The following is a 21,951-nucleotide window of genomic DNA, read 5'->3' on the forward strand; positions in this document are numbered from 1 at the left end:
GTATAGCTTAACCCTTGGCGATGCATCATTTTCGAGACGCCACGAAGTGAATACGTATAGCCAAATTCACGTTTAATAAAGGCTGCAATGATTTCTAATGTCCAATTATGACGGGCCGAAAAACCCACCTCATGAGGAACCGAATTTACAATGGTCTGCTTCAGTTTTTCCTGCTGCTCTTTCGTTAAGCGAACCGGCGCTCCTGGTGAATGATTCATTTTCAGAGCGGATAGACCACCTGTTTCATAATCCCGAATATAACCTTTTACAGTTTTGACACTTCAGTCTAGAACAGGTGCAATCGCTTCTGCCGGAGTACCCTGTAAATGTAAATACAGCGCCTGATAGCGCTCGAACATGCGACGATCCTTTGCTTTTTTCATCGCTTGTTTTACTTCTTCAAGTTTTGATGTGTTTCCATATTCATTCCCTGCCTGTCTGTTCATGTTTCATTACTTATTCGACAAGCAGGTACGATTTTCCTTACCATAGTTACCCAATCTTTCGTTCAACTTATATAGACTCGGAAAATAAAGTTGTAGACTGTGAAAATAAAGTTGCTTCTTATCGGTCATTAACACTATCGATATCAAATGAACGAATACGAGCTTAATTATTTAATGTCTTTAATTCTTGCAGCATGGTACATAAGCCGAAGGGGATATCTTGGTAGGATAAGGGCAACTAGGAGTAATCCAAGCACCCCGATGAATGCAAATGTCATCGTCATCCCAGCACTTCCGATCGCAGAAGCGAATGACAAATTGGAACACATGGTGACCCCATCTTAATGCTCTTGCTTTAATCTCGCCGCTACAAAACAGGCTCCGACAATTGAAGCAGCGATGAGAACGACCGTAAATAACGTTGCTCCAAAGGCTAAGCTTGTGCTGTCAATGAGGAAGCCTGTACCTACGGGGAGTAAAGCGGCCGGAATGTACCCGCCTAAATTAAGGACAGCATTGGCTTCCGCTCTCCGAAATTCGGGCACATGCAGCGAGATAAGCGTAAGTCCTCCCAATTGACCCAAACCTTGTCCCATCCCAGCGAATACAGCAGCTATCACAAGGAGGGATGCAACCGATAAGTTAACGGCGGCAGCCATACTGACCATGGATAGGAGGACAGCCAAACTACCTAAGAATAATATTTGGCGGATAGCTAGCTTTTTGACGCCGAATTGAACCCCAGTTGCGGCAAGGAACATTGCGCAAGCAGTTCCCCCGGCAACTAGCGGACTCGTGACATGAATCAGTTTGGACAAGAGCGAGGGGCCTAGTGACAAGACAAAAGAAGTCGAAGTAATGCCCGGCGCGAATACGGCGATTCCAAGAGCGAGATGGGTTCGATTCGGAGTATCGACACCTGGCAGGCGCAGTCTCCATTTGCTAGAGGGATCTTCTAGCCGTTCTCGATTTTGATGCCTCGGAAGTGAGCTTGCCACGATAAAAGCGGTAACCAAGATGATGAACTCCATGATAAAAATAGGAACGGCAGGCTTGGCCAATTCTTGTGCCATAATGCCTGCAAGCAGTGGGCCGAGTCCGGCGCCAAGTACCATAGCAACTGATGCTGCTAGAGAAGACAGGTACTTCTTGGAAGGCCCACCGGCATCCACTACCGAAGCCATACCCGCCGTCACGATTACCCCGACGGCAACGCCAGAGAGCAACCGAGCTATGACAAGCATAATAACCGAAGAAGCCGAAGCGAACATGACACACGCTACCAAAGCAGCCGATAAACCGGGGAACAATACCGGTTTACGCCCGAAGCGGTCAGAGAGCTGGCCGGCTACTAATAACGTCGCAAGAAGTCCTATAATATAGGCAGCGAAAATGAGGGTTAACGTACCGTTCGTAAATCCCATTTGTCCTTGCCATTGAATATAGAGCGGCGTTGCCGAATTGGACAATATGAATACGGCGGTAACCATCCAAGCGGTAATCCATATGCGTTTGGTTCCAGATCGAGCATGATCACTCATCTTGATTATCCCCTCTCGAAGTATTATTGCTTTATATCGTAGCAATGAATAGGTTATAATTGAAATACACATTATTGATAAGGGGTATAACCATTTGGTTATGGGATGGACATGAACATAAATTTAAACAATCTAAACGTGTTTCTGGTGGTCGCTGACAAATTAAACGTAACCGATGCTTCTAAAACCCTATTCATCTCTCAACCAGCAGTCAGTAAATCCGTTAAAAATCTTGAAAAAGATCTGAACGTGAAATTATTCATTAGAGATAAGCACAAAGGTCTGATTCTAACGGATATCGGTAGAGAAATCCGAAATTTGGCTATACAAATGAAAAGCCTTGAAACGAGAATCTTCCAACTGGTAAGCGACGAACACATGCTCTTGTCAGGAAAAATAAAATTGGCTTCTTTCCCCGCAGCTTCGGCGAAATTATTACCCAAAGCCATTTCCTCATTCAGGTCTCATCATCCACAAGTTGCCTTTGAACTGGATGAAGGGGTCTCCAATCAGATTAAAGACTGGGTAAGAGAGAGGAAAGTCGAATTCGGCATCGTTACTTCACCGTTCGATGGCTTCGAGTATCATCACTTAATTTCCGACTATATGGTTGCCGTCCTTCCCGAGAGTCATAAGTTAATCCACGATCGTATCGTTCCTATCGAGAACTATCAAAGTGATCTTATCTATTGCAAAGGCGGACATGAAGACGCAATCGCTAAGGTCCTGCATGAGAACAAGATTACCTATAGCGAGAATTTGACCGTCCAAACTACCGAAACGTTAGTCAACATGGTAAACAACCATTTGGGAATCGGGATTATCTCGAAGTTCACGCTCTCTTCAGTCAATCATCAGCTGATCGTCAAGGAGATTGAACCTAAAATTACTCGGAACATCGGACTTATTGCCCTCTCTATGGAAGATGTCACCCCAGCGGCCAAAGAATTCATTCGAATTATGAGGGAGCAAGCGAAAATGGACAACCAGTGAAGGGGAAGCTCCTCGGCCTGTAGGCCTTTGATACCTAGAATACATGGGGGTTATTATGATGGCTGAAGAAAAAAAGAAGAAACCGTGTCCCAACACACATGCTTGTCCTGTTGCTAGTACCGTGAACGTAATAGGGGGAAATGGAAGGGGATTATTCTATATTACTTAACTTCTGGAACCAAGCGGTTTAATGAGTTGCGGACATTGATGCCAAACACTACACAACGTATATTAACGTTGCAGCTTCGTGAATTAGAGCAAGATGGGATTGTAAATCGTGAAATATATCAAGTAATTCCTCCAAAAGTGGAATACTCCCTTACGGAGTTCGGAGAGACCTTAAAATCTATTGTTTTCCTTATGCGAGATTGGGGAGAAAGATATGATCAGAATGTTCGTAGTAACAGAAGCCTAAAGGAAAAAGACGGATTGAAAATATAGATTACTTCCTATATTGAATCTTATGACAACAAACAGCCTTACAAGGGCTGCCGAGTGGTAGCCCTTTGTTCAGCTAACGGCAGTAATGTTCAATTACGTTGGAAAGATCTAAGGCTTAGAAATATATGGCTGTAAAAATAGTGCTAGGAATCCGGTTCGATACCGGATTCCTTTTTGTCATGTTTATCTAACTCAGCATGTTTAAGTTTCCTTCTTCAAGCGAAGGTATGAGAAATTTATGATCGATAGGCGATGACATTACGATTAGAATCGTGTAGGTTCCGTATTTATCACATTGATTTCCGAACTCCTCGAGGGCTCGTGTGGAGTCGGTTATTACTTTCAATAAGTAGTTGTGTTCTCCACTTATTCGGTAACATTCGACGACATCGGGAGTTGAGCGGCAGAAATCAAGGAATGCGTTACAATCCCTTGAATGAAACAACATGTAGGCAGCAGCATGTTTTCCAATTTTATCAGGGGAAATTATGGTGCGATACTCGCTGATGATCCCTTTTTCCTCCATACGCCTAACTCTTTCCGTAACTGCGGGTTGTGATAAACCAATATATTTTCCTAGTTCCGTCATAGAAATTCTCGCTTGGTTTTGAAGGTGAAAAAGGATTTGCTGATCAACGTGGTCCATTGAAATCGACTCCTTTAAATTTAAGGTATTTCCTATAAACTAACTTGTAATTAATCGTTATATGGTTAATTTAACTTGGTTCCCTTATGTAATCAAGATAACTTATTTTATATAATAAACTTACAATAGTAAAGTGTTTGATGCTTTAACTATTCCGAAAGGATGAAGAATGTTTTAATCGCTTTGCAGTAGATCATATAAATAACAATTTATACAAGAGAGGTTCTTCTGAAATGAGCCAAAACACAACTTCTGCCACACAGAGTGTCTCCAACACACCCTCTTCTGAACGTCTCCCATGGGCTGGATTACTCGCCCTAGCTATGACGGGGTTTATATGTATTCTTACAGAAACAATTCCGGCCGGATTGCTGATCCAGATTGGTGAGGGTCTTGGAGTCTCGGAGGCCCTTGCGGGTCAACTCGTCACCTTGTACGCCCTAGGCTCACTATTGGCCGCGATTCCCTTGACCACCGCGACGCGCGGGTGGCGGCGGCGACCACTGCTGCTCATGTGTATCCTTGGTTTTCTCGTATTCAACACCTTCACTACATTTTCTTCCAACTATATATTGACGCTGGTAGCTCGATTCTTCGCGGGCGTATCCGCTGGTGTCTTATGGGGTATGTTAGCAAGCTATGCCCGCCGGATGGTGCCGGAATCACTTAAGGGACGAGCTATGGCGGTGGCGATGGTCGGGACGCCTCTCGCCCTGGCGCTCGGTGTCCCTGCTGGAACACTACTCGGTGACCTTGTAGGCTGGCGCTCTGTCTTTGGAATCATGTCGTTGTTGGCTCTAATGCTGGTTGCCTGGGTGCTTTGGAAGCTGCCCGACTATCCAGGAGAGGCCGCAGACAAACGGCTCCCTCTCCGAAAAGTCTTCCTCACTCCGGGGGTACGGCCGATACTATTTGTCGTTCTGGCTTGGGTGCTGGCACATAACATCCTGTATACCTATATTGCACCGTACCTTGCCCAAGCGGGGCTTACCCAGCACGTTGACTTGGTCCTTCTTATTTTCGGCATTACAGCGCTTATTGGCATCTGGGTCATCGGTGTTTTAATCGATCGCAAACTACGGCCATTGGTTCTGATCAGCCTCACTGCTTTCGCCTTGGCGTCAGTCGCACTAGGCATAAGTAGCAATCAGCCCATCGTGATCTATCTAGTGGTTGCTGTGTGGGGGTTGACGTTCGGCGGAGCGGCGACTTTGCTACAGACAGCAGTTGCTGAAGCCGGCGGTGAAAGTGCAGATGTGGCTCAGTCGATGCTGGTGACGGCATGGAATCTGGCCATCGGCGGCGGCGGTGTGATAGGCGGTATTCTGATCGAAACACTTGGTGTCGGCTCCTTCCCGTGGGCATTGTTTATTCTACTGATCCTTGCGCTGCTAGTAGCGTGGCGCGCTAAAGAGCACGGATTTCCTTCAAAAAGGCGCTGAGACATACAAACTTGCATTGTCAAAAAAATTAGAGTCTCTGTTGATACATTGTACGTCAAAAAGGTGAGATGATTAAGCTAACGGGTCACGATAGTTAATCATAAAGGGTTCCACATATTAGTCATGCATAATATGTAGAACCCTTTATTTTATTTGACTTTCTTAAGTTTAGGTCTTGATAAACTGTAAAAATAAAGTATTAGACTGAATCAGTCATTAACGGGCAGGATAACCCCAATACGTGGTAGTATTTATATTGAAGTATACGTTGTAATTAGCAGCCCTAATATAAGTGGCAGTCGGCCTGAGGTGAACGAATGAATTTTAGATGTGAGTGTGGACAAAGAATACACGATACGACTGATTATTTATCCTATAAGGGATATTTAATGTCGGACCAAGATCAGTTTGATCTCCTGGACAAGATTGACGATGCTATTGAGAAATCGGGACCGTCATCTACAGATAAAGAAGAAGCTGCAATGAGAATCCGATCATTAATAAGCACACTTTTTAAAACGGTTTATCAGTGTTCCAATTGCGGTAATTTCTTCATTGATAATAATCATCCTAGTCTAGAAATGTTCAGGGGAGCTAATCAAGTTAATAAAAACTTATTGGTGTCAGCTTTAGGGGACAAGTGGAGAGGTTTTATATATGCGGAGTGGAAAGATAAAATTCCCGATTGGCAAACGTCCAATGGAACCCTATTTAACGAAACGAATTCAAGCTCTCTAACCGGGCAATTGGACGGAAATGGAAAATATAGTGATTGGGAAACCTTGGAGCAGGATTATTATCAGTTATTTAATGAACTGAAGAATAAGAATGTCATAAGGTATAGCCAATTAAAAAAGAACTATACAGTCATTCATTCATGGAGCTTACAAAAATAACTCCTCCTTTCTGAGCGGTCTAAGAGCTTGGTCCACTAACGGGAAACGTTAGTTGAACCACAACAGCGGCAGTCTAAGACTTTATTTATCAGTCTTGGTCTCCCGCTGCTTTATATTAATTGTTCAGTCTAAAACTTATTTTTCAAAAGCTGACGATTCTTCAGTTCAAAAACCTCGCTAAATCAACAACTCTAGCCTAATACTTTATTTTCACCGAACATTTATTCGGTAGGTTATTCACATACCATGCTTCAGTGAAGATGCCTTGCGGACCAATGATTCGTCACTGGGAAATTCTCTCTTCACGAGAACGCGATTGTCCATTTTTATTGGGTAACAACATACACTGTAGGAATACGCTAACAAAAGCAAGCACCGCAAAAAACGACCAAGATAAGGAAATATTTCTTGTTAATAAGTATGCTACAATGAAGGGACCGATCGCGTTACTGATTCCATAGAGGAGTTGATAACTCGAAATGCTTTGCCCTCTTTTCTCAGCCGGACCAATTTCCCCCACAATCGTTGCAGACGCTGGATAAAAAAGTTGTTCTCCACAACTAAAGAGAAGAATTCCGACGAAAAGAAGTGGAACAAAAAAGTTCAAGTGTACAGATCCTAAAAACGCACTTCCTAAGAAAATCATATAAGATAAGCCCAAAACAGCCGAACCGACGATCATTTTTTGCAAATCGCTCAAGCGATGTGTAAAAAACAACAGCGGAATCTGAAGGACCAGAACGGCAAGACTATTTACTGTAAATAACACACCAGAAATCCAACTAAGGTCTGGACTTATCTCCTTTATAAAAGCTGGCACTGTGAATGCTAAAGCGACGTACATAAAGGTAATCGGAGCAACTGCTACCAAAAAACGCATTAAGTTTGAGTCGTATGAAAAACGAATCGCCCAAACTTTTTTGGGAGCCTGTTCTTTTTTTATAATTGGTTGGTTGCGCAATGGAATTTTTGCAATCAACACGGCTGCAATAAGAAAACTGATTGCATCTATGAATACTAACGTCTCATAAGCAAATGGTGTATTGAATACTGCTATGACACCTGTACCTATGAGCATTCCTAAAGCATTCCCAAAATTTCGTAAACTGCGGGAACTCCCAAACCACATCGTTCTATTCTCGCTGGGGACAAGTTGTGAGATGAGCGATTGGTTCGCAACTGGCCATGCCCGCTGTCCCCAGGTAACAATGGTCGCTACGATCGTCACTCCCCAAATATTATGGAATATCAAAAATCCAAGAGTTCCGATTCCTCGTAATAAAAAACTTGCAAGAGCAGCAGGCTTTGTACCTAATCGATCCACGATCATACCGCAGACAGGAATAGCAAGAATTCCAGCCAGCCCACTGATCGATAGCATTTGACCCACTTGTTCCAACGAAAGACCACTCGTCTTTAGAAAAAAAAGAACAAGAAATGGCATGATTAACCCTGAGCCGAACGAATCTAGAAACAATGCCCCTAGAAGGGGCACACTCCAAGGTTGTGAATGAACTACTTTCTTTATTGTCGAATACTGAAACCAGGGACTCAATGTCGTCTCCTCTCCTACCCTAGTATCTTTTGCTCAGCTGTAGATGAAAGAGCTTTTGGCAGGACAATTTTAAAATCTGTCGGTACGTTTTCACTTAGCTCAATGCCGGCGCGAGCATATGGACCTATTTCATCTTTTTGTCCAGCTCCTGTCACATACATGGCCACTTCATGTACGCCGTCAATACCGAGTTTTGATTCAACTAAACTTTCCTTAAAAGCTCCCGTCATGAATACGCCTAAATTATGTGCTGTTCCCGTTAACAAAAAGTTTTGAGCGTAGTGAGTGGTTTCATAATGCATAAGTCGATACATGCGTCCGCCTTTGTATTTCCATTTAAATCGATCTATAACACTTGTATAAAAAATTGTAACGGATGCATCCAGAAAGTAGTCTTGGCCATACAATGCTTCATCCAAAAATAATTTAACATCTTCCTCCTTAGAAAGAAGATGCAGGGCGTGGTGTTTTTGACAATAATGATAAATGCCTCTTTCCAGACCTTCACAATTATTTATGACTGGATATAATTCCGTTGCATGCCGACCTCCGGGCGAAGGAGCGACCTTCTTTGCAACTTGTCCAAAGAAACGAGTCGAATTTGTGAAGAGGATTCCGCCTGTATAATACAGAAGATCGGAAAGTTCTTGTAGCTTGATTGATTCCGGCAAAAAGTTTCGATAGGATCTTCGAAGTGTTAAAGCATCGGAGAGGGTCATGTTTGACAAGGTGCTAGGTTTAGCCAAAGTGATATTTGATTTTTCGCAGTTGCATTTATATGTGGGAGGGTGTGGTTCGGAAGATTCCATAAATTCCTTCCCCACTTCATCGGCCGACCTATAATTGGCATCGCGGCTTTCCAGATGGACAAACCAAGTGGATTCTCCCCACTCTGCCCATCCCCTAACTATTTCCGAGGTTTTTGATTGTTTTTGTTCGTTCGCAGAAACGAGAACACCGACATCAATCAACTTATTAACGATAGCTTGTATTGTGTTTTTGGAAATGGTCTTCTCTAGTCTGAGTAAAGTCTCTTCTGGGTTCCCTGTGAATGCAGAGACGACACACATGACTTTCGAGTCAACTTCGAAACGACGATGTTGAGAGGGTATCCTCAATTGAGGCTTCCTGTTGACGTAAGTAATAACCAAGTCTGATGCAAGTCTGTATTCATGAATATTTTCCATTGATTTCTCCTCCCCCTTTTCGTTAGCTATGCTCTCCTATAGGGAGGCGGATCTCGATTCCTTCAGGCAGTACTTGTGCATATTCAATATCTGATCGCGTAGTCTCATCAGGCACAATATGGCCGATACCGGAGACGTACATCGCAACTTCGCGAATCCCACAAACACCCAATTTCTCTTCTATAACACTATCCTTGAAAGCTGCAGTAACAAAACCGCCCAAATCAAGAGCAGCACCGGTAAGTAAAAAGTTTTGCGCGTAATGGCCTGTTTCTAGATGCATGAGCCGATAAACTCTACTGGTCTTATACTTCCATTTTAAACGTTCTAAAACACTTGTGTAAAAAACTGTAACTGCAGCATTCAGGAAATAGTCTTGCCCATATAGGACTTCGTTTAGAAATGGCTTCACGTCTTCTTCTGCCTCAATAAGATGTAAAGCGTGGTGTTTTTGACAGTAATGGTACACACCGCTTCGTAAACCTTCACAAGCATTCACAATCGGATATAACTCTGTTGCATGTCGTCCACCCGGAGAGGGAGAGGGCTTTTTGGCTACGATTCCATAGGAGTGTGTGTCATTTGTGAAGAGAATTCCACCAGAGTAAAATAGAACATCGGCTAAGTTTTGTAGTGAAATTGGTTTTTCAGAAAAACGTCGGCAGGTTCTACGTTGCATAAAAGAATTGACCAAAGTTTGATCTAAAAGTTTACTGGAAGTCGGTAGTTTGATGCTAGATGATGTGCAGTTACACTTGAAATATTGTGGTGGAGGAGATGTTATTTTTCTGAATTTCTCAACACTTTGCAAGCGACCTTCTTCAGTGGTTTCAAATTTTGTATCTTTTGTTTGCAGATGAAGGAACCAAGAGGATTCATCCCAATCTTGCCATTCCGCTACGATTTGCTCAATGGCCAAATTGTGATCTGTTTCCTTGTCGATGAGAATTCCATTTTTGACCAAGTGATCGATAATATTTGTTACCATTGATTCTGAAAAAATCGGTTGCAAGCTTGTGTCTTCACTCGAAAACATGGAGATAATCTCGCATACCTTCCAATCAACTTTAAAAGTGCGTTTTACAGACGGTAGAATCAATTGCGGTTGTCCATCTGGATAAGTGATGACTAAATCAGGTGCTAAATAATAACGGTTCAATCGTGACATTCTATCAAACCCTTTCCCAGCAGGAATAGTCGTGAGAACCACCTGATTGATGATCAGGTGGTTCCGCTCATGCCAACCATTAGTCGGACGGATGCATCATAATGTCCTGTTCTTTCTTTTCATCGAAAACAAAAGTTTCCTCTTTGCGGATTTCTTCCAAGATTGTCACCTCCGTTTTAATAAGATGTTACAAATCGATTAGTCGGACGGATGCATCATAATGTCCTGTTCTTTCTTTTCGTCAAAAACAAACGCCTCTTCGTTCACTGCATTCTCCAAGTTTTCCACCTCCTACTATTTGTTGTACTTATATTAACTAAATGGTAATATTAAGTCAATATCAGTTATAAATTGTGAATATTAGTTGCATTTTTTTACTAAATTGTTTATTTTGTCCGACGAGAATTAGTCTCAGTATGTCGAGTAATTGGAGGAGCATCCATGATAAATCTGGTTCGAATGAACGAAGAACAATATAAAAGGTTCTTCGAAGAGACAGTCAGAGAGTATGCTGAAGAAAATGTAAAGGAAGGCAGATGGACACCATCAGAATCGATTGAACGAGCGACCAAAGAAACAAATGAACTATTACCTAAAGGGATTCAAACGAATGGACATTTTCTGTGTTCATTGCATCACGAAGTAGTAGGTACAATAGGCACGGTTTGGTATACAGTCAAAGAAAACAAGGGTGAGAAATCAGCTTATATTTACAGCATTCAGATATACGAAGAATTTCAAGGCAAGGGATATGGAAAGCAGGCACTTATTGCACTTGAAACTGACCTTGCCTCGATGAATGTAAGTTCAATCGGCTTACATGTTTTCGGGCACAACAAACGTGCGTATCAGTTATATACCAAGATGGGGTATATTCCAACAAGCATTAAGATGAAAAAACATCTCTGAAGCAAGTGAAAACTAACTCGTATCTCGTTTTTACTAGAACGATAGCAAGTCGGGAACAATCACTGGGCTATCAAGTAGTCTTCCGAACTTTTAACTGTGATCCATATGATTGGCACTTTGAGAAAGCTTTCTTTTTATGGGTCCAGGAATTCTCGATACTATGACAATGGCGAGGATTTATCCTTGGGAGGGGTATAGCAATGAACATGGTCACGCATTGGTGGCTGTTCGAGATGGCACCGGTATCCGGGGTGCTGCGGGCGGTCTTCTACACTGGCTTGCTGGTGCTGTGTATCGTCGACTTCCCGTCGCCGCTGCAGGCGGCGAAGATCATGGGCAGTACCGAGCGCGCCTTTTACACCCCGGTCCTGGCGTTGCGGCTGCTGGGCCTCCGCTGGGTTAGTCCCCAGGTGCTGTCGGTCGTGGCCAAGCTGACGATCGCAATTTGGGTCGCGGCCGCAGCCGGGTTCGTCCAGCCGGTCAGCGGGGTACTGACGTTCCTGGGTTTCGCGTTCCTGCACATGGTCAATGCTGGTGCGCTAGGCGCCCACCACTCGAAGCACTCGGCGCTGTACGCGTTGCTGGCCATGTGTTTCTCGGTGTCCTACGACTTCTCGCTGGACGGTCTGCTCGCCCAGTACGTGAACTGGCCGCTGCTGGTGCCCGGTCAATCGGCGTTCACCTCGGGGTTCGCTCCGCTATTACTGCTATTATTCCTGTCCTACACGATGTTCGCCGGCGGCGTGTCCAAGCTCCTCTACGGTGGCCTCGGGTGGTTAAATGGCGGCGCATTGCGGTTCTATATCAAGTACTCGCCGTCCCTCTGGCCCTTCATGACCCGACTACTGGTGGGTAGCCCGGTGCTGTGCCGGGTGTTCGCGTCTTTGACCGTGCTGATCGAACTGTCGGCGCCGGTCGCGATCTTCGTTCCCTCGTGGCGGGTTCCGTTGGTCGTAAGCTGGATTTCGCTGCACGTCGGCATCCTGTGCGTGATGCGTCCCAAGTACTGGGTGCAAATGTGGTGCTACCTGCTTCTGGTCGTGCCGAGCCTGACCGACCATGCAAGCATCGCCTCCGCCGTCCCCCTGGCGGGCTTGTTCACCGCCGTGGGACTGCTCGCGTGCGTGGTCCTGATCACAGTGCTGATACGACAGTCCGAGGAGTGGCCGTTCACCTCCGTGCCGATGTACTCCAATGGCCTGACGAATGACGCCGTGCGAGCACCCGCCGAGTCCGAACTGTACAAGCGCGCCGTACGTGCTCACCGAGGCCAGCACCGGGCGTGGCAACGGGCGTGGTTGCCGGTGGAGGTCATGGAGGACATCTTGGTCCGGTCGACCGATGGTGGCAAGCGGCACCGGCTGTTCCAACTGATGTTCGAGAACAAGGTGGCCAAGTTCGTCCGCTGGCCCCAGTACACCAAGGTGGTGCGCGCTACCGCGATCGCCGATCTGGCGGCGAAATCGGCGGACCGGGTTGAATTAGGCGTGTGTGGCTCGGACTACCCAGCGACCCGCCTGCTGCACGAGGTCGCGTTGATCGTCAAGAACGTGTTGCCAGACTGGGAGCGGTACGACCGCATCGAACTAGTGTGCCGCACCGACTCGGGTAGTGTAGTGATTGCCTCGGCGCCGCTGGGCACGCAGGAAGTTCGAGGATCTGGTGTCCCGCAACAAAGATCCGAAAGCATGCGATTAGAGCGAGTCGATTAGCGAAAATCCGTACTTGCATTACTTCATTATTCCGAAGTAATCGGTTCTTTAGGGCATTAATTTGCCTGCAAGTCTATATGCCCATTCACGAATCGTGTCACTCTGATAATGCTTCAACTTATCAATACTTATTCCGTTGCACTGATTCAGGATGTACTGATCCCAGTGTCCGCCTTTTTGTAACACCCCGTCTAGGAGGTGCTAAATATTTTTTCGACCGTGCTGATTTGGAATTGATTCGTAGGACGTAATATTAGTGTCGAAATCGACCAATCATCAGGTCTAGCCACTTCGACAATGTAGAATGTCGAGATACCATATACCAACTGAACAACGGCGCAGGTTCTGCGGGAACCATTCGGACAGATAGAGAAGCGTTTACCGGTCGGTACCCTTAAGAGCAACATTTTGATGGTAACCGGGAATGACTGCTTAAGAACTTCAATCATCTGAAAAAAAGTCTCAAGCCCCATTGATTCATTCGCTGGAATTACTTCTAAAGTTTTGAAGTCGATTGGGGTAGTGTCGACGCCTATCATAGAATCTTGCGTACTGACTTCTTTGACTTCGGCGTGCTTCCCACCTCGTCCTCTTTTTTTTGCCAGACTAGGCTATGCTACGCTGCTGGGCATCTCACGCTTTAAGTTGCCGCCGCGCCCCGGTCTGGTGTATGCAGTCGACTATCGTTAACCGCTGTATTCCAGGGCTATCGCGGCCCGGTCGCTCGCCGACACGCAACCGGACGTCACTCACAGGTTTCATAGCACCGCGGTTTCCCGAGTTTGTGAATGCCGCCTGCACCCAAGGCATGCGGCTTCGTCCCCCACCACGCATATCAAGGTAGTGTGTTTTTATAATCGACCTTGTTTGAAAAAATGGCTTTGGAGGTCCTTTTATCCAGTTCATTTCGTTTTTTTATTCCTTGTTGCTTTGTTGATTCAGAAGTCGCAGTAAGAATTCAAAAGACAAATCCCAAAATTTGATTTCATTAATCCAAATTCTGTAAAAGTGTAACGTACTCTTTACACTTTTTTGTAGCGTATGCAATGCATACGTGATAGAATTAAGGTGAATCAAAGTAACACTTAGGGCTACTTTGGGAATAATAAAAAAGACCACGAGACTGCGCCAACAGTTTCATGGTCAGATGACAAAGCTGTGATAACCAACGGCGCGAGTTATGTTATGAAGAGTACCTTACATGAAGACCACCGGGCAGCCAAGCAACGGTGGTTTTTCATTTGCGCCGCTTGCGCTTAAGCCATCTGTACAGCTTCCGAACGCTGAACCAAAAGCTCAGCAAGGGTGCAAGCACCTTTATGGCCGAGAATAGCGTTGTCGCAAGTGTGGCCAAGGCATTCACCTCCTTAAAGGCGATCTGCCGCAGGCCACCACTGCTCTGTCATCCATGGAAATTATATCATATATTCATAGAGTGTGCCTCTATTAATTATGCATTAAACGCCGCGCTTCCGAAGCGCGCTGCAGAAGCTGATCAGGACCGACATGCCGCGTTCCCGGCTCGCTCTTTCCGGACCGCCGTGGCCGTGCATCAGCTGCGCTGACTGGCAGGCAATCTGATCGATGCGTTAAGATCGCTGAACAGCCCTTTGGCACAGACAAATCATTCTGTCTATGGGCGCCGGAAGCGTTCCACGTTCAGGCCGGTTATTCATTCTACAGGGGGGAGCTGCATAGGCTGCGATTCGTGCGCCGATGCGAACCTTCCCGTCACTCACGCGACGTGCAATGTTCTTAACTTGGGTCTAGGAGAGGCGCCCACCGACACGCAACTGGATGCAGCTCGTGCCTCCGGATTCCCCGGACTATTATATGCCGTCGTTTACTGGGGCATGTGTTCCGGCCGTGGCCGTCTGCCATCATGCAACCAAGCACCGCGTACAAGCTGCCATCGCGACGCATACCGCTTTCCCGAGTTGCTACATACCGCCTGCATTTGGATCGGGTGGCTGGTCGCCCGCCGTCACGTAACCGGATCTCGCGTATGCAACTGCTGCAACACTGGTGTATGCTGACTGCACCCGGCTCGCGCAACCCGGGGCCTGCCGTCATAGAGCAGCGAGTATACGGCTGCCGCAGTTCCAACTGTTTCATCGGATTTAGTGTATACCGCCTACACCCGGAGCGCGTGGCTGATCGCCCGCCGAAATGCAACGGGACACCGATCGCAGACTTCCGTCGTAGAACCGCTGGTGAATGCCACCTGCACCCGAGGCGTGCGACTTCGCCCGCCGATACACTGCCGGTTCTCCCCGGACAACGTATGACGTCGTTCTCTCGGGCCGGCTCCATGTACCAGGACGCGGGGCCGAGAGAACGACGTAACAGGTCGCCATTCGAATGCCGGGTTTCGTCCCACTGACGTTGCCGTCGTGCACCCGGAGCGTGCGGCTCAGTCACTCTGCGATGCAGCTGGACGTGCGCGCAGGTTGCTGCCGCGGCACCGACCAAATTAAAAGATTCCCCTTCAACCGAACATAGGGAATCTTCAAATCTAATTCTTGTCCTTAAAACATTGAATTTTACTACAGTATTGTGTCATTCCATCCCATCGCCCCATATACAATCTACTCATCTTTTGGGTTGTTTTGGTTTAATTACTAAATTCAACACCTATCTCCCCTAGCTCTGTACTTGCAACATAAATTATGGTAATCACCTCTCGGTAAAATTATCCTCTTTTATCGTAGGAACAAAACGAAACTACAATATATATCATTTCACTCGCGCTGCGGTAGCTGCTTGTGTATCAGTATCCGTCCGCGTGACGGAGGGCGATCTGGACCGCTGTACCAGGTGCATGAAAGCATACCGGTATAATCTATATAAGTTGAACTAATGAATTCAATTGAATTAGCACCTAACACAAAGCCGATCTATGATCGACCACCGAGATTTCATGATTTCGTCCATAAACTGCTGAACATTGTTACGGATTTCGGCCACCGTGTGATAGAACACATTGTTAATTACATCGGACTTCAGCCATTTCCATAACCCTTCAACAAGATTCAATTTCGGACTGTAAGGCGGCAGGAAAACCAGTTCGAGTCGGCCTTTCATCTCTTCCAAAAACGGCTGTATTAGCTTGGCATGATGAATGCGAGCGTTATCCAACACGATGACGATTTTGCCCTTTGGATAGTGAGCGACCACCTTTTGAAGAAAGCTTAAGAAGGTCTCCGCTGTGTATTTCTCATCTTCCTGCCAAACAATCTCTCCAGTGGCATAGTCAACCGTTGCCAACAGTTTGACACCGCGATGCTTGCCAGTGGTGCGGATGATCCGCTGTTTGCCGCACAGAAACCATGTTTTTTGAATGGCTTGGTAGTCACGGATCATCGACTCATCTTCAAACAGTAAATAATCGAGCTCGTCATTAGTCTTTTTTTAAATGCGGGAATGTTTCTTCCGAAAACTGGCGCTGCTTTTCTTCATCCGCCGCCGCTAAGGTATAGGTGGGTTTCGTATAGCTTAACCCTTGGCGATGCATCATTTTCGAAACACCACGAAGCGAATAGGTATAGCCAAATTCTCGTTTAATAAAGGCCACGATGATTTCCAACGTCCAGTTGTGGCGGGCCGTAAAACCCACATCATCTGGAACTGAGCTTATAATGGTCTGCTTTAGTTTTTCCTGCTGCTCTTTCGTTAAGCGAGCAGGTGCTCCTGGTGAATGATTCATTTTCAGAGCGGAAAGACCGCCTGTTTGATAAGCTTGAATATAGCCTTTGACCGTTTGAACGCTTCGATTTAAAATAGGCGCAATCGCTTCCGCCCGGGTAACTTGCAAATATAAATATAGTGCCTGATAAACGCTCGTACATGCGGCGATCTTTTGCTTTTTTCATCGCTTGCTTGACTTCTTCTAATTTTTTTGTGTTTTCCATCTTCATTCCCTGCCTGTCTGCTCATGTTTCATTACTTATTCGACAAGTAGGTATGAATTTCCTTACCATAGTTTTCTAAGATCTTTAGTTCAACTTATATAATACTATATTTTCTTTAACAAAAACAAAAAAAGGTGCCATTTTTAGGGGCGCCTTTGCAACAGTGTAGTAACTAACTTGTTATGTCTCTAGATCTTGATTCTAACTTATCCTTAATGCTCACGATATTGCCTGTATAGGCGATTTCTGTCTCCAGATACCCTTCTTCAAGTCCTAATAATTCTTCAACTTCTTCCCTCAACAAACTTAATCCATAATGCTGCGATAATTTCTGCATAAACCCTTCGCCGCTGATGTAGTCATTCTCAATCAACAACTCAATAGCTTGTTTCATCGAAACAGGATCTTTCAGGTCTTTTAAATCATCGAGCGGCTCTTTTGTTCTCCAACCTTTATGGCTTATAGAACGCTGCATGTACTGGTATGTTCCATCATTGATTGCTCCTAACTTATATGCCCGCATCACCATTGCTCCAATAGACACACACCACTTTTTCTTAAGCAATTTATAGTAGTTCAAGTCATTAGGATGAATGGATACATCTCTCAGAAAGCTTTCTCTAGGCAGTAAGAACGCTGCAGCAAAATCATTCGCTTCCTGCTCAATTTGCTTAAACTCTTCTTTACTTAAATCTTCAATATTCAAATATGGGTCATGCAAAACTTTGTGACCTAACTCGTGAGCAACGTCAAACTGACGTCTGTAAAAAGACCGTTTATCATTGCCTAAAACAATAGAATAGTACAACTTCCCATGTATTTCATGTTGTGAGCCAAAAGCATCAATCATCTTATTATCTAGCTTCAAAGAGGATATAACAAACCCTTTAGTTTCAAGTAAATAAATAATATCCTTGATCGGCTTATCACCAAGCGACCAAGCCATTCTGACTTGGTCCGCTACTTCTTCAACACTTTCAGTATCCCGATCAGAAAAATCTGGAACATCAAGCTCTGGGAAGTCCACGTATTCCTCAAGCAAAGCACGAATAATTGTTAGGTACTTTACCCGATCATACTGCATCTCTCGTTCTTTCTTTCCCGTAGTCAACAAAGAACGAAAGTATGTGCTTCCCGTCTTTACTTCAACTGGTGTTTCATAAAAGTATTCTCTGGGAAATTTCAAAATATTTGTTATATGCAACAATGAATCTAGGTTAGGGACAGCTTTATTGTTTTCATACTTCGAAATCATCTGTTTACTGACACCAAGTTCGTTGGCTAAATCAGTAATAGTTAGACCTCGATATATCCTTCCCTCTCTTAGTCTCGTCCCATTAAACTGCCGCTGAAACATTCAGATTCCTCCTTATATCGAGGAACACTACCCGTTATCTTCCTCTTTTTTTCCTTCTTCAAGAAGCTTCTTCTTTGCAATTTCCTCTTTCCGCTTCTTAACCGATGGCTTAATTTTGGGTATAATATCCATGCTCTCCACGACTTCCTCATTTAAAACAGCCACGTCACTATATTCATCTTTAAATACATACGCCGTCCAATCCGCCTTATCGATTAACTCAAAATATCGATTAAACAGGCGCGCCTCAACACCAACAACTCTCTTATCGATTTCCTGACCAATTACGAAAATTACCTGCTTGACCAAAGGATATTCTTCGCCCAGTATCTTCTGGACTTCCAGCAACCTTTTATTTTCATATTCTTCTGTTAGTGATTCAAATAACGTCAATTGTTGGTTGGCAAATTCCAAGGGGCCACCGTTCAACGATACAAACGCATGAAAGTAGTGTATACTCTTTTTACCAAAATTCTTGATTACAACATCTAAGTTCTTTTCCTTTGAGAAAATGTACAGGCTTCCAGTACCTAAATCCAGAACACAGACAAAGGTCCAGATACCCCTGCTCCTTGTGAGCACAACTAAATCATTTTGAAGGGCCACATCTTTAATACGGCCAAACCGTTTGTCCCAAGAACCACCATTTCTAAAATTCCCGGTATCCAGACCATGTTCCTTCTTGATATCGTTTAAGACACTCTCTGTTTCTTGAGTAAAGGATCTGACCAATAACTCTGCCATATCATCATTCAACACTAAACGACTCAGCAATTTATTCCACCCCCAAATCATCATTCCCGATTTTATTTTAATTATACTACATAAAATAAAAAAAAGTAAACCTATGACTGCTATTTCATCTCATTGTTCCCCATGTTCCAATTATGCTGTCCTTGACTGTGCTAATACCGAACTGAGACGACGATAAATTTGATGATATCTATTCTCTTCAAAATAAGCTTGAAAAGTTCTATCTTGAATCCATTAAAGAATATGAAAAACAATAAACCGATATGGCAAGATAAACTCTTTAGGGATCCCCAGCACTTCCAGAGTAGCCGTTATTATTGGTGCAGATCTATCTGAGCACGATGAAAAAATACACCAAGTCAAATGGATAGGGAACCCGTACTGCAAGCCACTTAAATCATAAATTGCACTATTCTTCTTGATCATTTTCACGGAGCTTTCTAAATAATTCAATTAATCACAGTTTCTTTTCATCAAGTGAGAACAATGCTGTAGGTGCGTTCATTATTTTCGAACAATGCCCAGTTATGATCTGTATTAAATACATTATGTAGGGATAGTATTGTATCCTATATTTGCCTTGCTCCAATTCACTTAATGTTTTGAGAAACTCCAATCAAGTTTGAGAATTCATGTGATTCGATTGATTTGTTATACGAATGATCCCCTAAGCTTGCTTGCAACTTAACCTCTCCTTTCGAATTAAAAAATATCCCGATGAAAACAATCATCGGGACTTTCAAGGGAGAAATACACTTCTACAAGTTTCGTACAAAACTTTATTGTAGTTATTTTTTTAGAACAATACTTTATTGTAATGATCAAAAGGCTTCCAAGCCTCTGTATCTATGAATAAGCAATTTTAACTTCCACCAGCCTAACCACTTTGGCCAATAATATCTTTAAACCGTAGTCAAGATTTCTAAAGATCTCTATGCGTTATTCCGATTATTCCTATTCAAACAACAAGATCCCTATTGAGTACTCCTCAATGTAAATGTAAAATCATTATAGGACTTTAAAGTTTTCTTTGATAACGCAATAACTTTAAGTTTGAAAAATCGATTAGTTCATCCTTAGCAATTTGCTCAAGGTTGCGGTAATTTTCCAATAACAAAAGTTCATCATTTTGCAAGCCTAGATGCAGTTCTGTTTCTCTGTTAAAAACCAGCCAATTCATGTCTACCAAAAACTTATCCGCCAACAAAACTAACATTTCAAAAGAAGGCTTGGCTTTTCCAGATTCTATCTCACTAAGTGTGCCTTGTGCTATTTCTAAGCTTTGCGCAAATTCGATTTGCGTCAATTTATGATGTTTTCTTATAGATTTTATTCTTTCTCCAACCGAAGTAAAATTATCCAAATTTAACTCCACCTTAATTTTGGTGAGTTTATACAAGAAAAGCATACTCTCGTCCCATTTGGACAAAAATATGCTTTACGTATGGAGCCGAGGGGATTTGAACCCCTGTCCGAAGATAACGCCACATAAGCTTCTACGAGTGTAGTCACAGTTTTAATGTCACCCAAGCATCGCGCTGTAACCCGCTACGCGTTTGGGTCAGCCTGATTGTCTTCTTCAGCTAGCCCCAGGCGGAGACTAGACAGCGTATCCCACTAAAGGTTGAGCCCCTAGCCCGCCACATGGGCGATGGAAGGTAGGAGCGCTCCAGCAGTTTCTTAGGCTGCTAAAAGAGCAGGTTGTTGTTGTTTGCCATTTAATTGGCTTTAGCGTTGATGAAGTGGTCGCGTCCCCACTACTCGCTACTCATGCTCGAACTATCCCCGTCGAATCCATAACGGCCCCGGGTAAAAAAATCATGCATATTTTTGCCGGAACAAAAATCATGCATTTGCTTGCCTAAGCGGCAAAATTATGACTGATTTCACACCTCAGCGGACATCCCTTCTGGTAATACTTATGGAGACGAGGGGAGTCGAACCCCTGTCCGAAGATAACGCCACACAGGCTTCTACGGGTGTAGTCACAGTTTTGATGTCACCCGAGCGTCGCCCCGTAACCGGCTACGCGTTGGGTCAGCCTGATTATCTTCTTCAGCTAGCCGCAGGCGGAGACTAGACAGCGTATCCCACTAAAGTTGAGCCCCTATCCCGGCACATGGGCGATGCAGGGTAGAAGCACGCTCACAGGTTATTAAGCTGCGAAAGCGTAGGATTGTTGTTGTTTGCCATTTAATTGGCTTTAGCGTTGATAAAGCGGACGCGTCCCCACTACCCGCAACCCATGCTCGAACTATCCCCGTCGAATCCAAGAACGTCCCCGCATAGGTGGCCCTCCCATCGGATGGGAGACCCTAATTAAAAAGGTTATGAAATAAAATCTACCTACAACTTCTGCTGACTTCTGCTATAAAAGCTGTGCACTTCCCCAAGTGCTCTTTCATTATAACATATCCTTGAGCAAAATGAAGGGGCGAGTTGTTGGAAGCGATACCAAAACCTAAACATATTGGCGCATTCCCGCCAAGACGTTACCGTGCGACCTTCTGCTTCTCGCGCAGCGCCCGCTGAATATCCCGCTGAGCGTCACGTTTCGCCTCCGTATCGCGTTTGTCATATTGCTTCTTTCCTTTGCCCAAGCCGAGCAGCAGCTTCGCGTAGCCGTTGCGCACATATACCTTGAGCGGCACCAGCGTGTAGCCTTCCTGCTTCGATTGGCCCAGCAGTTTGTTAATCTCGACTTTCTTGAGAAGAAGCTTTCGGGCCCGCGTCGGATCGCTGGGGTTAAACCGGTTGCCTTGCTCGAACGGGCTGATGTGCATATTGTGCACGAATGCTTCGCCATTGCGGATCGTCGCAAACGCGTCGCCGATATTGGCTCGTCCGAGCCGCAGCGATTTGATCTCCGTCCCGGTCAGCACCAGGCCGCATTCGTAAGTATCCTCGATAAAATAATCGTGAGACGCTTTTTTGTTCTGCGCCAGCACTTTTCCATCGCTTTTTTTGCTCATGCCCCCGTAGCCGCTCCTTCCC

17 protein-coding genes, 2 other RNA genes and 2 pseudogenes are annotated in these 21,951 nt (G+C 44.7%); 7 read left to right on the top strand and 14 right to left on the bottom strand.

Annotated elements, in window-relative coordinates; all coding sequences use genetic code 11:
- The 3 genes from BLO51_RS29320 to BLO51_RS17970 form a co-directional block, all read right to left on the bottom strand.
- A partial coding sequence (locus BLO51_RS29320) for a helix-turn-helix domain-containing protein (RefSeq protein WP_245719724.1) occupies positions 1-218 on the bottom strand: 218 nt, incomplete at its 3' end.
- Positions 219-281: 63 nt separating this feature from the next.
- Positions 282-446 carry a hypothetical protein gene (locus BLO51_RS29325; RefSeq protein ID WP_167670254.1) on the bottom strand — a complete coding sequence of 55 codons (165 nt, stop codon included), beginning with the start codon at positions 444-446 and terminating at the stop codon, positions 282-284.
- A 341-nt stretch (positions 447-787) separates the two neighbouring features.
- Positions 788-1,987 (bottom strand): MFS transporter, encoded by a 1,200-nt coding sequence (locus tag BLO51_RS17970; protein ID WP_090674087.1) that lies wholly within the window; start codon positions 1,985-1,987, stop codon positions 788-790.
- Positions 1,988-2,098: 111 nt separating this feature from the next.
- Here BLO51_RS17970 and BLO51_RS17975 point away from each other — a divergent pair, with 111 nt between their 5' ends.
- Positions 2,099-2,980: a LysR family transcriptional regulator gene (locus BLO51_RS17975; protein ID WP_090674172.1), complete on the top strand. Its 882-nt coding sequence runs from the start codon at positions 2,099-2,101 to the stop codon at positions 2,978-2,980.
- A 55-nt stretch (positions 2,981-3,035) separates the two neighbouring features.
- A pseudogene (locus tag BLO51_RS17980) lies at positions 3,036-3,421 on the top strand (winged helix-turn-helix transcriptional regulator).
- 187 nt (positions 3,422-3,608) lie between these two features.
- Here BLO51_RS17980 and BLO51_RS17985 read toward each other — a convergent pair.
- Positions 3,609-4,067: an Lrp/AsnC family transcriptional regulator gene (locus BLO51_RS17985; protein WP_090674089.1), complete on the bottom strand. Its 459-nt coding sequence runs from the start codon at positions 4,065-4,067 to the stop codon at positions 3,609-3,611.
- A 233-nt stretch (positions 4,068-4,300) separates the two neighbouring features.
- Between BLO51_RS17985 and BLO51_RS17990 the strand changes: the two genes are divergently transcribed.
- Together BLO51_RS17990 and BLO51_RS17995 are read left to right on the top strand one after the other, a co-directional pair.
- Positions 4,301-5,509 (top strand): MFS transporter, encoded by a 1,209-nt coding sequence (locus BLO51_RS17990; RefSeq protein WP_090674090.1) that lies wholly within the window; start codon positions 4,301-4,303, stop codon positions 5,507-5,509.
- Between the two features lie 389 nt (positions 5,510-5,898).
- Positions 5,899-6,405: a hypothetical protein gene (locus BLO51_RS17995; RefSeq protein ID WP_090674092.1), complete on the top strand. Its 507-nt coding sequence runs from the start codon at positions 5,899-5,901 to the stop codon at positions 6,403-6,405.
- Between the two features lie 283 nt (positions 6,406-6,688).
- On the opposite strand, the gene BLO51_RS18000 is transcribed toward BLO51_RS17995, so the two are convergent.
- From BLO51_RS18000 to BLO51_RS18010, 3 genes are all read right to left on the bottom strand, one after another.
- A complete protein-coding gene (locus tag BLO51_RS18000) occupies positions 6,689-7,900 on the bottom strand; it encodes an MFS transporter (RefSeq protein ID WP_281180386.1) in 1,212 nt (403 codons plus the stop codon).
- A 74-nt stretch (positions 7,901-7,974) separates the two neighbouring features.
- Entirely contained in the window at positions 7,975-9,147 is a 1,173-nt protein-coding gene (locus BLO51_RS18005) for a SagB/ThcOx family dehydrogenase (RefSeq protein WP_090674096.1), read from the bottom strand.
- A 22-nt stretch (positions 9,148-9,169) separates the two neighbouring features.
- A complete protein-coding gene (locus tag BLO51_RS18010; RefSeq protein WP_090674097.1) occupies positions 9,170-10,315 on the bottom strand; it encodes a SagB/ThcOx family dehydrogenase in 1,146 nt (381 codons plus the stop codon).
- Between the two features lie 441 nt (positions 10,316-10,756).
- Between BLO51_RS18010 and BLO51_RS18015 the strand changes: the two genes are divergently transcribed.
- The 3 genes from BLO51_RS18015 to BLO51_RS29835 all read left to right on the top strand — a co-directional run bounded on the left by BLO51_RS18015 (position 10,757) and on the right by BLO51_RS29835 (position 14,928).
- On the top strand, positions 10,757-11,224 hold the full coding sequence (locus tag BLO51_RS18015) for a GNAT family N-acetyltransferase (RefSeq protein WP_090674099.1): 468 nt from the start codon (positions 10,757-10,759) through the stop codon (positions 11,222-11,224).
- Positions 11,225-11,424: 200 nt separating this feature from the next.
- Positions 11,425-12,936 carry a hypothetical protein gene (locus BLO51_RS18020; RefSeq protein WP_090674101.1) on the top strand — a complete coding sequence of 504 codons (1,512 nt, stop codon included), beginning with the start codon at positions 11,425-11,427 and terminating at the stop codon, positions 12,934-12,936.
- Between the two features lie 1,797 nt (positions 12,937-14,733).
- On the top strand, positions 14,734-14,928 hold the full coding sequence (locus BLO51_RS29835; RefSeq protein ID WP_217266755.1) for a hypothetical protein: 195 nt from the start codon (positions 14,734-14,736) through the stop codon (positions 14,926-14,928).
- A gap of 882 nt (positions 14,929-15,810) precedes the next feature.
- Here the strand turns inward: BLO51_RS29835 and BLO51_RS18030 are convergent.
- The 7 genes and pseudogenes from BLO51_RS18030 to smpB all read right to left on the bottom strand — a co-directional run bounded on the left by BLO51_RS18030 (position 15,811) and on the right by smpB (position 21,929).
- Positions 15,811-16,847, bottom strand: a pseudogene (locus tag BLO51_RS18030) (IS630 family transposase).
- 172 nt (positions 16,848-17,019) lie between these two features.
- The gene (locus BLO51_RS18035) at positions 17,020-18,204 is read right to left on the bottom strand and encodes a helix-turn-helix domain-containing protein (RefSeq protein WP_090674104.1); all 1,185 of its coding nucleotides are present in this window, start codon (positions 18,202-18,204) and stop codon (positions 17,020-17,022) included.
- Positions 18,205-18,231: 27 nt separating this feature from the next.
- Positions 18,232-19,002, bottom strand: coding sequence for a DUF5986 family protein (locus BLO51_RS18040; protein WP_217266756.1), 771 nt, complete (start codon positions 19,000-19,002; stop codon positions 18,232-18,234).
- Between the two features lie 973 nt (positions 19,003-19,975).
- Positions 19,976-20,320, bottom strand: a complete 345-nt coding sequence (locus tag BLO51_RS18045) for a helix-turn-helix domain-containing protein (RefSeq protein ID WP_167670255.1) — start codon at positions 20,318-20,320, stop codon at positions 19,976-19,978.
- 79 nt (positions 20,321-20,399) lie between these two features.
- Positions 20,400-20,764, bottom strand: a transfer-messenger RNA (tmRNA) gene (gene ssrA / locus BLO51_RS18050).
- A 112-nt stretch (positions 20,765-20,876) separates the two neighbouring features.
- Positions 20,877-21,240: a transfer-messenger RNA gene (gene ssrA, locus BLO51_RS18055) on the bottom strand.
- 209 nt (positions 21,241-21,449) lie between these two features.
- Complete coding sequence (gene smpB / locus BLO51_RS18060) at positions 21,450-21,929, bottom strand: SsrA-binding protein SmpB (RefSeq protein WP_090674108.1); 480 nt, start codon at positions 21,927-21,929, stop codon at positions 21,450-21,452.
- Positions 21,930-21,951: the final 22 nt, after the last annotated feature.

It is taken from the genome of Paenibacillus tianmuensis, assembly GCF_900100345.1.
Lineage (GTDB): Bacteria > Bacillota > Bacilli > Paenibacillales > NBRC-103111 > Paenibacillus_G > Paenibacillus_G tianmuensis.

Excerpts from the sequence above, each read along its gene's own strand:
- BLO51_RS29325 (WP_167670254.1), bottom strand. The coding sequence starts at position 446 with ATGAACAGACAGGCAGGGAATGAATATGGAAACACATCAAAACTTGAA.
- BLO51_RS17970 (WP_090674087.1), bottom strand. The coding sequence starts at position 1,987 with ATGAGTGATCATGCTCGATCTGGAACCAAACGCATATGGATTACCGCT.
- BLO51_RS17975 (WP_090674172.1), top strand. The coding sequence starts at position 2,099 with ATGAACATAAATTTAAACAATCTAAACGTGTTTCTGGTGGTCGCTGAC.
- BLO51_RS17985 (WP_090674089.1), bottom strand. The coding sequence starts at position 4,067 with ATGGACCACGTTGATCAGCAAATCCTTTTTCACCTTCAAAACCAAGCG.
- BLO51_RS17990 (WP_090674090.1), top strand. The coding sequence starts at position 4,301 with ATGAGCCAAAACACAACTTCTGCCACACAGAGTGTCTCCAACACACCC.
- BLO51_RS17995 (WP_090674092.1), top strand. The coding sequence starts at position 5,899 with ATGTCGGACCAAGATCAGTTTGATCTCCTGGACAAGATTGACGATGCT.
- BLO51_RS18005 (WP_090674096.1), bottom strand. The coding sequence starts at position 9,147 with ATGGAAAATATTCATGAATACAGACTTGCATCAGACTTGGTTATTACT.
- BLO51_RS18010 (WP_090674097.1), bottom strand. The coding sequence starts at position 10,315 with ATGTCACGATTGAACCGTTATTATTTAGCACCTGATTTAGTCATCACT.
- BLO51_RS18015 (WP_090674099.1), top strand. The coding sequence starts at position 10,757 with ATGATAAATCTGGTTCGAATGAACGAAGAACAATATAAAAGGTTCTTC.
- BLO51_RS18020 (WP_090674101.1), top strand. The coding sequence starts at position 11,425 with ATGAACATGGTCACGCATTGGTGGCTGTTCGAGATGGCACCGGTATCC.
- BLO51_RS29835 (WP_217266755.1), top strand. The coding sequence starts at position 14,734 with ATGCAGCTCGTGCCTCCGGATTCCCCGGACTATTATATGCCGTCGTTT.
- BLO51_RS18035 (WP_090674104.1), bottom strand. The coding sequence starts at position 18,204 with ATGTTTCAGCGGCAGTTTAATGGGACGAGACTAAGAGAGGGAAGGATA.
- BLO51_RS18040 (WP_217266756.1), bottom strand. The coding sequence starts at position 19,002 with ATGATGATTTGGGGGTGGAATAAATTGCTGAGTCGTTTAGTGTTGAAT.
- smpB (WP_090674108.1), bottom strand. The coding sequence starts at position 21,929 with ATGAGCAAAAAAAGCGATGGAAAAGTGCTGGCGCAGAACAAAAAAGCG.